The organism is Streptomyces speibonae (assembly GCF_984686075.1).
In genome coordinates this window covers 1,533,290-1,548,262 of record NZ_OZ480260.1, presented here as the reverse complement: position 1 = coordinate 1,548,262, position 14,973 = coordinate 1,533,290, and the positions used below count along the sequence as shown (strand labels likewise).

Here is a 14,973-nt window from a genome sequence, read left to right as displayed (position 1 = left end):
CTCCGCCGTGCCCATCAGCCGCATGCGAGCGCATGCCTCACTCGCTTGGAGTCGTACATGTCGGAAACCCCCGAGGCGGAGATCTACTCCGCCGTCGCGGAAACAGCGGAACGGCTGGGCATAGCCTGCTCGCGCGACAAGGTCTGGCCCATCCTGTCGGCGTACGGCGACGCGTTCGCGCACGCCATGCCGCTGGCCTTCAGGATGGCGACCGGCCCGCAGCACGCGGGCGACGTCGACTGCCGCTTCATCACGCACCCGAAGGACCAGAACCCTTACCCGGCGGCCCTGTCGGCAGGGCTCACCCCGAAAACGGACCACCCCGTCGGAGCTCTGCTCGCGGACATCGAGGAGCGCTTTCCGGTCGACGGGTACGGCATCGACTTCGGAGTGGTGAGCGGCTTCACGAAGGTCTATGCGGGATTCGCCCCCGCGGACCTGCAGAAGCTGTCGGAACTCATCGACATCCCGGCCATGCCGGACAGCCTCGCCGGAAATTTCGACTTCTTCGCCCGTCACGGACTGGACGACAAGGTCGCCTTCGTCGCGGTCGACTACCTGCACAGAACCGTGAACGTGTATTTCAACGACGTTCCCGCGGAGTGCTTCGAAGCCGACCGCGTCCGGCAGATGCTCCGTGAGATCGGGCTTCCGGAGCCGAGCGACCGGATGCTCCGGCTCGGCAGCCGGGCGTTCGGCCTGTACACCACCCTGAACTGGGACTCTCCCACGATCGAGCGCTTCAGCTTCGGTGTGACGACCACGGATCTGTCGAGCCTCCCCGTGACCGTCGAGCCACAGCTCGAGAAATTCGTCCGGAGCGTTCCCTACGGCGGCGCGGACCGCAAATTCGTGTACGGCGTCGCGGCGGCCGCGGAAGGCGAGTACTGCAAGCTCGAGACGCATTACAAGTGGAATCCCGGGGCTGTGGCCTTCATCTGATCCGAACGCAGATATTCACGCAGCTCTCGGCGCCGTGACCATTCACCGCCGAGAGCTGCGTTCGGTCAGCCATGCCCGGAAAAGCGCCGGACCGCAGGAATTCCCGATTCCCCACCGGCCACCAGGTATCCAGACAGGAGTGCGCCATGAGACCCATGAACACCTTGCACCGGGCCCTCATTCCGTGGCCCGCGGACATCGACCCCGCGCACCTGCGCGAGGCCACATCGCGTCTGGTCACCCATGTCAGCGGCCAGGTCGACGACGAAGGCGCGATACGCGGGGAATGCCACAGCCGGGTGCTGGAATCCGCGCTGGCGCTGTCGCTGATGACACGCACGGGCGTGGACTCGCCGGCCCGGGACCGGGTCCTCGCCTTCCTCCGCAAACACCTCGACTCCCCGCAGGAGTTCGACCGCGTCCTCGCCACGCTGGCGGTCGGGCGCGCCACCGACCGGGCCTCCGCCGCGGACGCCGACATCGTCGGCAAGCTGACAGAGGCGCTGCTCGGCGCCGCACCGGCCTTCATCTCCGCCCGACGCCGCAGGATGCTGTACGCCGTGCTGTCGCTGTTCGGATGCCCGGTGCCGCCCGACGCCGCCCCGACGCCCGACGACGTTTCCCCCACGGAGTCCGTGCACTCCTGGGCCGCCGTGCAGCAGGCCGCCGTCACGCTGGTCCTCGCCGGCGCCACGGGCGTCAGCAACGGGGCGACGGCCGCCGCGCTGCGGACCGTCGACGCCGTGCGCCCGGCGACGACGGTGTGGGAGGGCTATGTGCTGCTGCACCTGCTGTCGCTGCACGGTCTCGCCGGCCTGCCCGGGCAGGAGGGGACCGTGCGCAGCGGTCTGCGGACCCTGCTGCGGTACCAGCGTGACGACGGCGGCTTCCCGTTCGTCGTGGACCTCCAGCACTGGTGCACGTCCACCGCGGGGATCGCGCTCGCCGCGGCCGGTTCACGGCCGGGCGTGCTGCGGGACATGGCGGACGCGCTCGCCGCGCACGAGGTCGACGAGTCCCAGCGCTCCCTGTGCGTCTCCCTGTCCCGGGGCGAGCCGCTCGCGGACGGCTGGTCCTTCGGCCCCCGGGTGGCGCAGAACGACGTCGACTGCACCTCGTGCATCCTGGAGTTCCTGCACGGTGTCGACCCCGTCGGCCACGGTGCCGCCGTGCGGCGCGGACTGCGGGCGCTGCTCGCCGTCCAGGGCGCCGACGGAGGGTTCCCCACCTATGTCGCCGGTGCCCCTTCCGAGCCGTGCATGACGGCCGCGGCCGTCAACGCGCTGGCCCCGCACCCCTCCACCAGATCCGCCCGGCAGCGAGCCCTGGGCTTCCTGGCCGACAGCCAGCGGCCGGACGGCGGATTCGAACCGGGGTGGAGCCGCAGCCGGCTGCACGCGATGTTCCGTGCGCGTCTGGCGGCCTGCACCGCCGGCCCGGACGATCACCGCACGGCCCGCATGGCCGAACGGATCGAGCACTCGGTGCGCGGGACGCAGAACCCCGACGGCGGCTGGGGGATGCAGCCCGGCGATCCCAGCGACCCGATCAGCACCGCCTACGGGCTGATCATCCTGTGCTACGGGACCGCGTCACCCCCCGTCGGCCGCGCCCTGTCCTGGCTGCTCGCCCACCAGAACGCGGACGGTGGCTTCAGCGGCCCGCCGGACATGGTCGGCCCCCGCCCGTTCCCGTACCACATCCCCGTCCTGACCGACGCCCCCGTCCTCCTCGCGCTGGGCCATGTGCGCCACCGGGTGCAGGGCACGGCGACCCTGCTCAGGGAAGTGGCCTGAGACCGTTCACGCCGCGTCGGCCGAACGGACGGACGACAGCGGACTGCCGGCGAAGCCATCGGGCTTCGCCGGCAGTCCGCTGTGGGCGGCGGGGAGGTCAGCCGCCGTTCACCTTGCGCTGGACGTACTCGTAGGCGAGGTCGCCGATCTGCGGGGCGTACTGGGCGGCGGCCTCGATGGAGGCGCGGAAGTTCTGGCCGCCCCACAGGCGGCTCTCACCGCAGTCCCGGGCAAAATCCGTCAAGTTGCTCCAGCGCAGCGTCATGTCCTGGCCCGGGGTGGTTCCCGGCTCCACGAACGAGGAGCCCTTGCTGACGGAGTGGGAGATGTCGAGCGCGTCCGTACCGGTGAAACGCCGTGTCAGGTGGGCGAAGGCCAGGCATTCCGCCGCCTCCGCAGAGGGGTACTCGGGGTGGTCGGGTGCCTTGACCGGGTGGTCGGCGGGCCAGGCGTCCAGGTAGGCCCGCCACTCGTTCCCGCTGATGTCGTTGACGGTCCCCCCGCCGGGGCCGCCCCATGCCGTCACCTTCTTCTTCCCGTACAGATGACGAATGGCGCTGAACGGCCGCACCGAGTCGTACTTGCGCTTGAAGTGCCACGTGGCGATGGCGAGATCGTAGAACCCTATGTCGCGTACGACGGTGTAGTGGATGGTCCTCTCGACGTCGTACTTGCCCCCCACGATGACCGGCACCGTACCGACGAGTCCGAAGGTGTCGAAGTTGCTGTTGAAGAGTTCGGCGGTCATTTTCCGGCGGTCGTCCAGGTGCGCCGATGCCCGGAGAACCTCGTCGGCCTGTCGCTTGTAGGCGAAGTGGTTGCGGTGATTGCTCTTCCGCGGCGGAGAGACCTTGAACCGGCTGGGGCTGTCGTACGTGAACGGCTTGACCCGGCCGAAGTGCGGGGTGGCGAATTTCTGGACGGTGAAGACGCCGTTCTTCTCGAACGTGTTCGGCTGCCAGCGGGACGGATCGCGGAGTTTTTCCGCGCTGTTGACCGGCTTGTATCCCGTGTAGTCGGCGTAGGGCTGCCGGTGGTACCGACGGCCGCCCGCCGAGCCGTCGCGATTGCTTCCGTCGTTCTTCCTGGCCGCGAAGGCGTTCTTGGCGGCCAGAATGCCGATGCCGCTCGGCGTGGCCGGGTCGGTTTCCGTGTCGTCGGGATCGAGACCGGCCGATTCCATCATCTCCCGCCACTGGGCCCTGTGCTCCGGGTAGAGCACGTTCAACGAGGTGAAGGCGGAGTACATGACGGCGATGTTCTTGTTGCGCGTCGTGTGTTCGGAGCTCGGCCGCCGGCCGAGGTCCGAGAAGATGCCCACCGCTGTCGGGTGGTACGGGGCGATCGCGTCGAACCACGGCACCTCCAGCAGAATGGTGGAGTCCCTGTTCACCGGACTGCTGCCGGTGTTGTTCGCGCGTGACACCGCGGCGAGCTTCATGTAGATGATCCCGGTCACGGCGTTCCCGTGATCGAAGTCGAAGCCCGCTGCCTGCTGGGGGGACGCGGTTACGGCACTGGTCAGTGTTCCGGTCAGGGCCGTGGCGGTGGCGATGGCCATCGCGTACCTCAGACGCCGACTTCGCGGCCGCCGTGCATGGGTCACCGGAATTCTCCATTCAGTCGACTTGCGAGTCCTCAGAGGTCGCCGGCGGAAAGAACGGGGTTCTTTCGGGTGCAGAATTTGACCGCACGGTAACTTGATCTCTGTCGCACTGAAATTAGTTGATTCGCCCCGCGCCCGGCCACTGCTCCTTCTGGTAGTCGGAACTACTCGTGTTGGAGGCGGACGGGTATTGCCCGCGGCCGGCGCCGCGGACGACAATGTGCCCTGGAAGCCGCCGCTTCCAGGGCACCCCCGGCGTCACTCGGTCAAAGGCGCGACCGGGTGGGCGCGAGGGGCAGGCGTGCTGTGACCTCGAACCCACCGCCGGGCGTCGGCTCGGCCTGGAAGTCTCCGCCGAGCAGCTGACAGCGCTCGCGCATGCCCAGGATCCCGCGGCCGCCCCTGACCTGTTTGCCCGCGCCGTTGAGGGACGGCCGAGAGCGAGAGGCGCCTCGCAGAGCCGGGCGCCCCTGGTCGGTGACGCGGATCTCCAGATGGTCGATCCCCGGGTTCACCGCGACCGTCACCCGGGTCGGACCGGCGTGCCGGATGATGTTGGTGATCGACTCCTGGAGGATGCGGTAGGCGGCGCTGTCCACCGCGCTCGGCAACGGCTCCTGGGGCGGGTCCACTTCGAGCGTGAGGTCCAGTCCGGCGGCACGTGCCTCGGTGGTCAGGTCGTCGATCTGTTCCAGGCCCGCGTGCGGCACGGGCTCGTCGTCGTCGCCCCGGAGCACGCCGAGGATGGCGCGCATCTCCCGCAGCGTCCGGGAACTCGTCTGCTCGATGGTCCGCAGCGCCTCGCGCGCCTGTTCCGGCCGCTTGTCGAGCACGTGCGCGGTCACCCCGGACTGCACGTTGATGATCGCGATGGCATGGGCGACGGTGTCGTGGACCTCGCGTGCGATCCGCAGCCGCTCGGCGTCGACCCGGGCGCGTGCCTCCTCCTCGCGGGTCCGCTCCGCCAGTTCCGCGCGCAGCTGCGCCTCGGCCGCGATGACCCGCCGGGACCGCACGGACTCGCCGAGAGCGATGCTCATGACCGACACACCGATACGGAAGAACACCCAGCCGATGGCCTCGCGCGGCTCCACGTCGGCGGCGGCGTACAGCCACCCGGCGGCCAGGACCGCGGTACCCGTGCCGGCGACGACCAATGACCGGCGCCCGTCACCGTAGGCGGCGAGGCTGTACAGACAGACCAGGAGCCCGAGCCAGCCGTACCCGTCGGGGAACTCGACGAAGTAGTAGGCCAAGCTGGCGACCGCGGCCGTGGCGAACGCCGCCACCGGCCACAAACGGCGGACGGCCACGACGAGGCCGCCCACCACCAGCAGAGCGAACCCGAGGTGCCCGAAGTCGGAGAGCGGACGCTGTTCCGTCCCCCTGGACGCGGCGAGGACGACCGTGCCCTGCACCTGCATCACGGTGACGAAGAGCGCGAGCAGCAGATCTTGGGCCAGCACCCGCAGGGAGGACGACCCGGGGCGGATTCTCATGTGGCGATCCTACTGTCCGGGGCCCCGCCCGAAGCTCCGCTGCGAGGCGCGACCCAGTACGTCGAAAGGCGCGGCGCGCCGCGGCGGGATACGCCCGATTGCGTAGACACCGCCATCCGTCGTCAGAGGCCGGGTCCGCCCTCATCACGGCACGATCACCGTTGTGACCGATCGACCTCACCCATGCCGAGAGTGCGAGCCGGGCCGCGGGGCTCGACGACTGAGGAGCAGATGATGACGACAACCGAGTCTCCACGCGCGGACGGGGCCCTGGCGGGACTGGGGCGTTTCTGTTTCCGCCGACGCCGCCTGGTTCTCCTGACGTGGGTCATCGGTGTGATCGCCGTGGCGTTCGTCGGCTTCGGCTACGGCGCCGCCCCCGACAACGACTTCTCCGGTGGAGACTCGCAGTCGGCCAGGGCGCAGAAGCTGATGGCGCAGCACTTCCCGCAGGAGCAGGGCGACAGGCTCACCCTCGCGATCAGGGCCGACAAGGGGATCGACGATCCCGCCGCCCGGCAGAAGATCGAGAAGGCCATCGCCGGGCTCGCCGACTCGGCCGTCACCGGACCGGTGGTCTCGCCGTACCAGGACGAGAAACTGGTGACGGAGGATCGCCGCATCGCGCGCACGACGATTCCGCTGAGCGACAAGGAGGTGGAGAAAGCCGAGGTCAAGCCCCTGGTGGACCTGGTCAAGGACGCCTCCGACGACAGCGTCACGCTCGCGCTGGGCGGCTACATGGCGGAGAAGGCCGAGACACCTCCGCAGGGGCCCGCCGAAAGCGTGGGCATCCTGGCGGCGGCAGTGATCCTCTTCATCGCCTTCGGGTCACTGGTGGCCATGGGCCTGCCGATCGTCACCGCGCTCCTGGCCATCGTGGGCGGCCTGGCGCTGATGAAACTGGTGGCGCACCTGGTCCCCGCGCCGGACTTCACCATGGTCTTCGGCGCGATGATCGGGCTCGGCGTCGGCATCGACTACGCCCTGTTCATCGTGACCCGCTACAAGGACGCGCTCCGGGACGGCGATGACCCCGAGGCCGCCACGGTCAAGGCCATCACCACCGCCGGGCACGCGGTGCTGTTCGCCGGTACGACCGTCGTCATCGCGCTGATGGGCCTGGTCGTCATGGGGCAGCGGCTGATGACGGGAGTGGCCGTCGCCACCTCGCTCACGGTGCTGGTGACGATGATCGCCGCGGTGACGCTCCTGCCGGCGTTCCTCGGCTTCACCGGATACAAGATCAACTCGCTGCGTCTGCCCCGTCGTGCCTCCCGCCGGGAGCGTGCGGCGAGCGCGCCGTCCGAGGCGCGTCCCACGTTCGCCGAGCGCTGGGCCGGCGTGGTGCAGCGCAGGCCGCTGATCGCCGCGCTTCTCGCCGGCGCGAGCCTGCTGGTGCTGGCCATCCCCATGCTGTCGATGCGGCTGAGCCAGCCCGATGCCAGCGTGCAGCCCCACGACAGGAGCAGCTACATCTCGTACGAGATCCTGTCCGACGGCTTCGGCCCGGGCTACGGCGCCCCGCTCGTCTTCGCCACCGAGGTCGACTCCCAGAACGCCGATCTGGGTCCCGTCGTCCGGGCGGTCGGCGAGACGGACGGCATCGCCTACGCCACGCCGCCCCGGGTCAGTGAGGACGGGAAGGCCGCCACCTTCACCGCCTTCCCGACGACCGGGTACCAGGACGAGGCGACCGCGGATCTGGTGCACGAACTCCGTGACGACGTGCTGCCCGGGACTCCCGGTGGTGAGGAGGTCCTCGTCGGCGGACCGAACGCCACCACCATCGACGTGGCCGAGGAGTCCGGCTCGCGCCTGCCCCTGATGATCGCGGTCGTCGTGGCGATGTCCATGGTGCTGCTCATCGCGCTGGTCCGGTCGGTCACCATCGCCCTGCAGGCCGCTCTGATGAACCTGCTGTCGATCGGTGCCGCCTATGGCGTCGTGGTCGCGGTGGTGCAGTGGGGATGGTTCGGCCCGGCCCTCGGGTTCCCCACCACCATGCCCGTGACCACCTGGGTCCCGATGATGATGTTCCCGGTTCTGTTCGGCCTGTCGATGGACTACCAGGTGTTCCTGATCTCCCGCGTCCGCGAGGAGTACGAGCGAACCGGTGACACCCGCGAGGCCGTGGCCCGGGGTCTGGCGCGGACCGCCAAGGTGATCACGGCCGCGGCCGCCATCATGATCGCCGTCTTCACGACCTCCCTGCTGGGGCCCGACGTCGCGGTCAAGCAGGGAGGCCTGGGCATGGCGGTCGCCGTGTTCATCGACGCCACCATCGTCCGGATGGTGTTCGTCCCGGCGCTGATGGAGCTGTGCGGCAAGGCCAACTGGTGGATGCCCGGTCGCCGGGCACCGAGGACGGCCTCGGAATCCCCCGCCGAGGTCGAGGAAGGGGTCAAGGTGTGACCCCCGCCGGTCCGGATCCCGCGTCCTGTCGGATCCGGACCGGCACCCCGCGCGTCCCGCGCAGTCACCGGCACCATCCCAGCACTTCGAAAGGAAGTCCGATGTCCCTCCGTCGTCTCTTCATCGCCGCACCGGCAGCCCTGCTCGCCCTGCCGGTACTCGCCGCACCCGCGGCGGCCGCACAGGTGTCCGTCGCCCAGGACGACAGCGGCGGCGGCCGGGGCGTGTCCATCGTGGCCCTGCTGCTGGCCCTGGCCGGCGTGGTCGCCGGCGTGCTGGCGCTGCGCTCGGCCGGCCGTGCCGACGGCCGGAAGGGGCCGGGCACGGCCTTCGCCGCCCTGGGCCTCGGCCTGGTCGGCGCCGTCGTCGCAGCGGTGGCGCTGGCCGGCTCCGACGCGGACGTCGGCACCGGCAACGGGCAGGGCGGGGCCATGGTCGCCGTGGTGCTCGCGGTGGTCGGCATGGCCATCGGAGGGCTGGCGCTGGCCCGTTCCCGCCGCACCGCCTGACCGGCCGGGGCCCGGCGGGGCCCGTCCCGCCCCGGTCGCCACACAGGTGGCGGCCGGGGCGGCGTCGTCCGGCCGGTGCCCCCGCACCGGTCAGTGGCGGTCCGCCGGAGTGAACAGTTCGACGAGGTTGCCCGCGGGATCGGCCAGCAGCACCTGGCGTCCGCCGGGCCCGGAGACGATGTCGCTGCGGAACTCCACGCCCGCCCGCAGCAGCCGGTCCCGCTCGGCCTCGACGTCGTCGACGACCAGGTGGATGCGATTGCGCCCGCAGCCGGCCGCGTCCGCGGGCGTGGCACGCGCCCCCGAGCTGGCCGGGCCGGACAGCAGCAGCCGCAGCGGGCCCCGTACGACGTCGGCGAACGCGGGCGGGAAAGCGGTGAGCACGGTGAAGCCGAGGTGGGCGGTGTAGAAGTCGATCGCCGCCTGGACGTCGTCGACGATGTAGCGGACGCTCGCCAGGGCGCCCTCGCTCTCGTTACCGGTCATGGCCATCTCCCTGCGGCGGCTGTCGGCGGAGTGCGCGGCGAGCGGGAACACCCGTCCTCCGCGGGCACCTTGACGGCCAGAGCATAGGCCGCGCCCGCCCCGCGCTGCGGCGCGCCATTCGGTCACGGCACGCGGGAATCCCGTGAATGGGCCATGCGCCCCCGGCCGCCGAGGCCCGAGCATCTGTACCGCGCACACAAGACGTCGTCGTCACTACGGCGTTCTCGATCGCGGAGGTGTCATGGGCACGTTCGACCAGACAGCGGACGGTGACCGCTACGTCTCGCTGCACAGAAGTCCCCAATTCAGGGAGCTGCGGCGTCAATCGCAAACCTTCACCGCCTGGGTGAGCGGCATCTTCTACGGGTGGTGGTTCCTTGTCATCCTGCTCGCCGCCTTCGCGCCGGGCTTCTACCGGCAGGACCTCGTCGGCCCGATCAACGTGGGCCTGCTCGTCGTATTCATCTCGTTCAACCTGGTGGTGATGGTCTCCTCGGCGTACATGCGCTTCGCCCGCACGCGGCTGGATCCCCTCGGTGAGCGGATCCGGGCGGACCTGGAAGGAGACGCGCGATGACCGGCTTCCTCTCGATGCCCCACATGCCGCCGGTGGAGAACACCTGGGCGGCGCCCGCGATATCCGTCGCCGTCACCGTCGTCCTCGTGATCGTGGTGACCGTGGTGGTGCGGACGGCGCGCGAGAGCACTCGCACCCCGGACGGCTTCCTCCTCGCGGACCGCCGGGTCCCCGCCCTGCAGAACACCCTCGCGCACCTCGGCGCGTTCATCATGTACTCGACCGTGATCATCATGGTCGGGCACATCGCGCTGAACGGCTTCGACGCCCTCCTCATGACGACGGCCTTCACCATCGGCTCGGTGCTAGGCGTGCTGATCTACGCCGGGCCGATGCGGAACGTGGGCGGACACACGATCGGTGACCTGTTCGTGCTGCGGGCCCGCGAAAGGCCGGCACGGATCGCGTCGGCGGTGATCACGCTGACGACCTACACCATGTTCATGGTCTCCATGCTGGCCGCCGTCGGTCAGGTCGCCATCCGCATGTTCGACACCGGCAGCGAACCCAACATGCTCCTGGGCGGACTCGTGGTCCTCGTCGTGGGCCTGGTCGTCATCGCGTGGGTGTACATGGGCGGCATGCTCGGCGTCACCCGGATGCTCGCGCTCAAGACGGTCCTGATGGCCGCCTTCGTGCTGGTGCTGACCGTGGTGGTGCTGGCCAAGTACAGGATGGACATCTTCGGGCTCCTCAACGACGCCCAGGCGAACGCGAAGCCGGACGCGCGCGGGTTCGAACTCCTGGACCCCGGACGTCAGTTCGGCGAGGGATCCACCCCGCTGTCGGACCAGGACCCGTGGGTGCACATGTCGAAGCTCTTCTGCATCGCCGTCGGCGGCATGGGGATGCCCTGGGTGTTCATGCGCTTCTACGTGGCGACCAGCGCACGGGCGGCGCGGCAGTCGGCCGGCTGGGCGTCCGTGATCGCCGTCGGCTTCTACCAGTGCCTGGCCATCCTCGGCTTCGGCGCCGTCGCGATCCTCGGGGCGAACAACTTCGGCATGCGGTCCGAACACCGTGACATCACCTTCCCCAAGCTCGCGGACGAACTGGGCGGTTCGTGGCTGTCCGGCGTCTTCGGCGGACTCGCGCTGATCTCGGTCGCCGCCGTCTTCGCGGGACTGCTCATCAACGGGGTGACGTCCTACACCAAGGACATCAACGCGGCCCGCGGCAGGCGGCCGGAACCGGCCGCCGAGCTGAAGGAGATACGCCGCAACGTCCTGGTCATCGGGCTCGTCTCCATCGTGGTGGGCGGGGCGATGGTGCCGCTGTTCACCCACATCTTCATTCCGACCGTGGTCGACCTGGGGGCGGCCACCGTACTGCCGGCCATCCTGTACACCCTCTACTGGAAGCGCTTCAACACCCGGGGCCTGCAGTGGACGGTCTACGGAGGAATGGCGGTCACCCTCTTCATGATCGTGTTCTCGAACGGTGTGTCGGGCGACCCCACCACCGCCATGTTCCCCGACCTGAACTTCAAGCTCTTCGACATCGAGCCCGGACTGCTCTCGACGCCGATCGCCTTCCTGCTCGGCTACGTCGGAACGGTCACCAGCGACGAGCGCAACGACGCGGGCTTCGCCGAACTGCAGGTCCGTGCCTTCACGGGCGCCACCGTCCCCCGGCGCAAGTCCCCGGTCACCGCCGCCACCGGCGGCGCGGGCGGGCAGGACCGCGGGAGCCCGAGCGGGGTGTGAGCGGCAGCCGCTCCTGACCCCGTGGGAGTCCGGCGGTTCGCCGCCGGACTCCACGCGGTGCCGGGGAGACAGGCCCTCTAGGGGGTGACCAGCCCCGTGCGATAGGCGATGACGACCAGTTGGGCGCGGTCCCGGGCCCCCAGTTTGGCCATCGCGTGGCTCACATGGGTGCGCGCGGTGGCCGGGCTCAGGCACAGCTCGGAGCCGATCTCGTCGTTGCTCAGCCCCTGACCCACCAGGGCCAGCACCTCGCGTTCGCGCTGGGTCAGGACCGACAGCCGGTCCTCGGCGGCCTGCGCGGCGATCCGCTGCGAGGTGAACTGGCCGATCAGACGCCGGGTGATCCGGGGAGCGAGCAGCGCGTCCCCGGCGGCCACGACGCGGATGGCATGGAGAAGTTCGGCCGGCCCGGCGTCCTTGAGCATGAAGCCGCTGGCGCCGGCCTGCAGTGCCTCGAAGACATACGCGTCGGTCTCGTACGTGGTGAGGATCAGAACCCGTACATGCTGAAGCCCCTGTGTCTTGATGATCTGTTCGGTGGCCTGGATCCCGTCGAGCTTCGGCATGCGGATGTCCATGAGCACGACGTCCGGACGGGACGCACGGGCCTGTTCGACGGCCTCGGCACCGTTGGTGGCCTCTCCGACCACCTCGATGTCGTCCTCGACGTCGATCAGGACCTTGAATCCGGACCGCACGAGACGCTCGTCGTCGGCGAGCAGAACCTTGATCGGGCCACGGTCGAGCGAGGACGGGTCTGCTGCGCTCATGCCCGCGATCATACTGCCGGCGCGCCCGGCGCCGCATACCCGTCCGCCCGTGATCGCCTACGGCGAAGCGCGCGTCCGGGCCCCCACCGCATACGCAGATCTGCGTATGCCCGGCCGTCCGCCGACCGAGGACGCCGGGGAGTGCCGACGCGACGATTCCTGGGTGAACCCGCCGACGGAACCAGGCACGTCCCTCACCCCACCGACCCGAAGGGTGTTCTTCGATGCGTAGGACCATAGCCGGACTGGCGGCAGTGCTGATGCTCGCCGTCGTGGTGCAGTTCTTCCTGGCAGGCAGCGGAGCCTTCGACACCGCGCCCACCGACGAGGCCTTCCGGCCGCACCGTGCGCTGGGCTACATGGTCGTCCTCCTCGCCGTGGTGACGACAATTGCCGCCGCCGTGGCCCGTGTGTCCGGCCGGCTCATCGGCATGTCCGGGCTGCTCGCCGGGCTGGCGGTCGCACAACCGCTCATCGCGGTCGTCGCCAAGGCCTTCGGCGACACGGGAGACACCTCGACCGCGGGTCAGCTGGTCTTCGGCCTGCACGCGGTCAACGGCCTCGTCATGATGGGCGTGGCGGGCAGGATCCTCCGTGAGGCGCGCGGCCTGGCGAACCCCTCCGCGTCCACCGACCGGAGCGCCGGTCCCGCCAGGTCCGCGCCGTGACCACGGCCCGGCTCATCCTCCTGGACCACGGCGTCGCCCTGGCGGGCGTCGCCTCGTGGTTCGGGACCGGCGTCGCGGCGGCCCTCCGGCGTCACCGGCCGGCCCTCGGACTGCTCGTCGCGGCCGTCCTCGTCACGCTCGCCCGGGTCGCGACCGTGTCGGTCCTGGCCGGCCGTGGCTGGTGGTTCGTGGCGGAGAAGGTGCTCCTCGGGCTGCCGATGCTCTTCGTCGCCGGCACCGCCGGGGTGCTCCTCGCGGGGCCCCGCCTGTGGGCCGCCAGGAGGAAGAGCGGTGAGCGACTGCCTGCGAGCGCTGTCGTCCCGCTGCTCACCGCCGCCTACGCGGCGGTGGCCGGCCTCGTGGTGACCTTCCTCGCGGGGTACCCCCTCACCTGGCCGACCGCGCTGATCGCGGTCTCCTCCGTGACGCTCTGCGCCCTGCTGACCGCACGGGCCACGGCCGGGGAGACACAGGAGGAGGAGAAGCGCGCGGATCCGGTCCGGGGCTCCGCCCTCTCCCGCCGCCGGTTCGTCAACACCGCCGTCGGCGCCGCCGCGTTGGGCGCCGGGGGCACCGGCGTCGGTCTGATGTTCCGATCCCCCGGCCCGTTCGTCACCGGTGGCGGACCCGGGCACACCTCCGGCTCCCGTACGGCCCTGTCCGTGGCGGATCTGCGCAGCCCCGGGACCCCGTCCCCCGGCGGCACCGTGCGCCGGCACGTGCTCACCGCGAGGACGGCCACCGTACGCCTGGACTCCGGACACGAGATCGACGCCTGGACCTACGACGGCCGGCTCCCGGGCCCGGAGATCACCGCCACCGAAGGCGACGTCATCGAGGTGACGCTGCGCAACCGCGACATCGGGGACGGCGTCACGCTGCACTGGCACGGCTACGACGTCGCGTGCGGCGACGACGGCGTACCCGGCCTGACGCAGCACCCGGTGGGACCCGGCGAGGAGTTCGTCTACCGGTTCCGCGCCGACCAGGCGGGCACGTACTGGTACCACACCCACGAGGCGTCGGACCCCGGTGTGCGCAAGGGACTGTACGGGACGCTCGTCGTCACACCGCGCGCAGCGGAGCGGGACGGCGGCCGGGGGCGGCTCGACCTCGTCCTGCCCGTGCACACCTTCGCCGGAGCCGTGGTCGTGGGGGACCGGGACGGGCGCGCCGAGCATGCCGCGGCACCGGGTACGGCGGTACGGCTGCGCCTGGTCAACACCGACTCCGATCCGCACCGTGCCGCCCTGGCCGGGACCGCCTTCGAGGTCGCGGCCGTCGACGGCCGCGACCTCAACCGGCCCGGAACGGTCCGCGACATGAGCCTGCGGCTGCCCGCCGGCGGGCGCTACGACCTGGTGTTCACCATGCCCGACACGCCGGTCGCACTGGTGCTCGACGACGACCCCGGGAAGGGTGTGCTGCTGCACCCCGGTGACGCCGGACGCGAGCCGGGGAGCGCGGACACCTCCGACTGGCCGGAGCTCGACCTCCTGCGGTACGGAACGCCCGCCCGCCTCCCGTTCGATCCGGACACCGCCGACCGGGACTTCACGCTCGTCCTGGACCGCGCCGTCGCCATGGTCGACGGCCGGCCCTCCTACGCGCAGGCGGTCAACGGCCTGGGACACCCCTCCATCCCCGACATGCTGGTCGCCGAGGGCGACATCGTCCGGTTCACCGTCGTCAACCGGAGCCTGGAGACCCACCCCTGGCATCTGCACGGCCATCCCGTGCTGGTCCTGTCCAGGGACGGCTCGCGCTCCTCGGGCAGTCCCCTGTGGATGGACACGTTCGACGTGCGGCCGGGTGAGGTCTGGGAGGTGGCCTTCAAGGCCGGCAACCCCGGGATCTGGATGAACCACTGCCACAACCTGCCCCACGCCGAGCAGGGCATGATGTTCCACGTCACCTACGACGGAGTCACCACACCGTTCGCGCACGGGCACGCGGGCCACGGGTAGCGGCCGGCGGCACCCCGGCCGGTGTCGCCGGC

Annotated in this window: 12 protein-coding genes; 8 read left to right on the top strand and 4 right to left on the bottom strand. The window is 70.5% G+C overall.

The features are described 5' to 3' along the window. The first annotated feature begins 57 nt into the window (after positions 1 to 57). Together AC5L3C_RS06795 and AC5L3C_RS06790 are read left to right on the top strand one after the other, a co-directional pair. On the top strand, positions 58 to 942 hold the full coding sequence (locus AC5L3C_RS06795) for an aromatic prenyltransferase (protein WP_493647615.1): 885 nt from the start codon (positions 58 to 60) through the stop codon (positions 940 to 942). A 146-nt stretch (positions 943 to 1,088) separates the two neighbouring features. Beyond that, the gene (locus AC5L3C_RS06790; RefSeq protein WP_493647613.1) at positions 1,089 to 2,738 is read left to right on the top strand and encodes a prenyltransferase/squalene oxidase repeat-containing protein; all 1,650 of its coding nucleotides are present in this window, start codon (positions 1,089 to 1,091) and stop codon (positions 2,736 to 2,738) included. 97 nt (positions 2,739 to 2,835) lie between these two features. Here AC5L3C_RS06790 and AC5L3C_RS06785 read toward each other — a convergent pair whose 3' ends face one another. Together AC5L3C_RS06785 and AC5L3C_RS06780 are read right to left on the bottom strand one after the other, a co-directional pair. Further along, positions 2,836 to 4,299, bottom strand: coding sequence for a DUF6851 domain-containing protein (locus AC5L3C_RS06785; protein WP_493647611.1), 1,464 nt, complete (start codon positions 4,297 to 4,299; stop codon positions 2,836 to 2,838). A gap of 311 nt (positions 4,300 to 4,610) precedes the next feature. After that, positions 4,611 to 5,843 carry a sensor histidine kinase gene (locus tag AC5L3C_RS06780; protein ID WP_493647610.1) on the bottom strand — a complete coding sequence of 411 codons (1,233 nt, stop codon included), beginning with the start codon at positions 5,841 to 5,843 and terminating at the stop codon, positions 4,611 to 4,613. Between the two features lie 231 nt (positions 5,844 to 6,074). Here AC5L3C_RS06780 and AC5L3C_RS06775 point away from each other — a divergent pair, with 231 nt between their 5' ends. Together AC5L3C_RS06775 and AC5L3C_RS06770 are read left to right on the top strand one after the other, a co-directional pair. Further along, positions 6,075 to 8,258, top strand: a complete 2,184-nt coding sequence (locus AC5L3C_RS06775; RefSeq protein WP_493647609.1) for an MMPL family transporter — start codon at positions 6,075 to 6,077, stop codon at positions 8,256 to 8,258. A gap of 101 nt (positions 8,259 to 8,359) precedes the next feature. Beyond that, complete coding sequence (locus AC5L3C_RS06770) at positions 8,360 to 8,767, top strand: DUF6223 family protein (RefSeq protein WP_493647608.1); 408 nt, start codon at positions 8,360 to 8,362, stop codon at positions 8,765 to 8,767. Between the two features lie 90 nt (positions 8,768 to 8,857). Here AC5L3C_RS06770 and AC5L3C_RS06765 read toward each other — a convergent pair whose 3' ends face one another. After that, positions 8,858 to 9,253, bottom strand: coding sequence for a VOC family protein (locus AC5L3C_RS06765; protein WP_493647607.1), 396 nt, complete (start codon positions 9,251 to 9,253; stop codon positions 8,858 to 8,860). 241 nt (positions 9,254 to 9,494) lie between these two features. Between AC5L3C_RS06765 and AC5L3C_RS06760 the strand changes: the two genes are divergently transcribed. Continuing rightward, positions 9,495 to 9,830 (top strand): DUF485 domain-containing protein, encoded by a 336-nt coding sequence (locus tag AC5L3C_RS06760; protein ID WP_493647606.1) that lies wholly within the window; start codon positions 9,495 to 9,497, stop codon positions 9,828 to 9,830. Beyond that, a complete protein-coding gene (locus tag AC5L3C_RS06755) occupies positions 9,827 to 11,536 on the top strand; it encodes a solute symporter family protein (protein ID WP_493647604.1) in 1,710 nt (569 codons plus the stop codon). Before AC5L3C_RS06760 ends, AC5L3C_RS06755 begins: the two co-directional genes overlap by 4 nt. 77 nt (positions 11,537 to 11,613) lie before the next feature. On the opposite strand, the gene AC5L3C_RS06750 is transcribed toward AC5L3C_RS06755, so the two are convergent. Next, positions 11,614 to 12,306, bottom strand: coding sequence for a response regulator transcription factor (locus tag AC5L3C_RS06750; protein ID WP_493647603.1), 693 nt, complete (start codon positions 12,304 to 12,306; stop codon positions 11,614 to 11,616). A gap of 224 nt (positions 12,307 to 12,530) precedes the next feature. Between AC5L3C_RS06750 and AC5L3C_RS06745 the strand changes: the two genes are divergently transcribed. Together AC5L3C_RS06745 and AC5L3C_RS06740 are read left to right on the top strand one after the other, a co-directional pair. Continuing rightward, positions 12,531 to 12,974, top strand: a complete 444-nt coding sequence (locus AC5L3C_RS06745) for a DUF6220 domain-containing protein (RefSeq protein WP_493647601.1) — start codon at positions 12,531 to 12,533, stop codon at positions 12,972 to 12,974. Continuing rightward, on the top strand, positions 12,971 to 14,941 hold the full coding sequence (locus AC5L3C_RS06740) for a multicopper oxidase family protein (protein WP_493647599.1): 1,971 nt from the start codon (positions 12,971 to 12,973) through the stop codon (positions 14,939 to 14,941). Before AC5L3C_RS06745 ends, AC5L3C_RS06740 begins: the two co-directional genes overlap by 4 nt. Positions 14,942 to 14,973 lie beyond the last annotated feature (32 nt).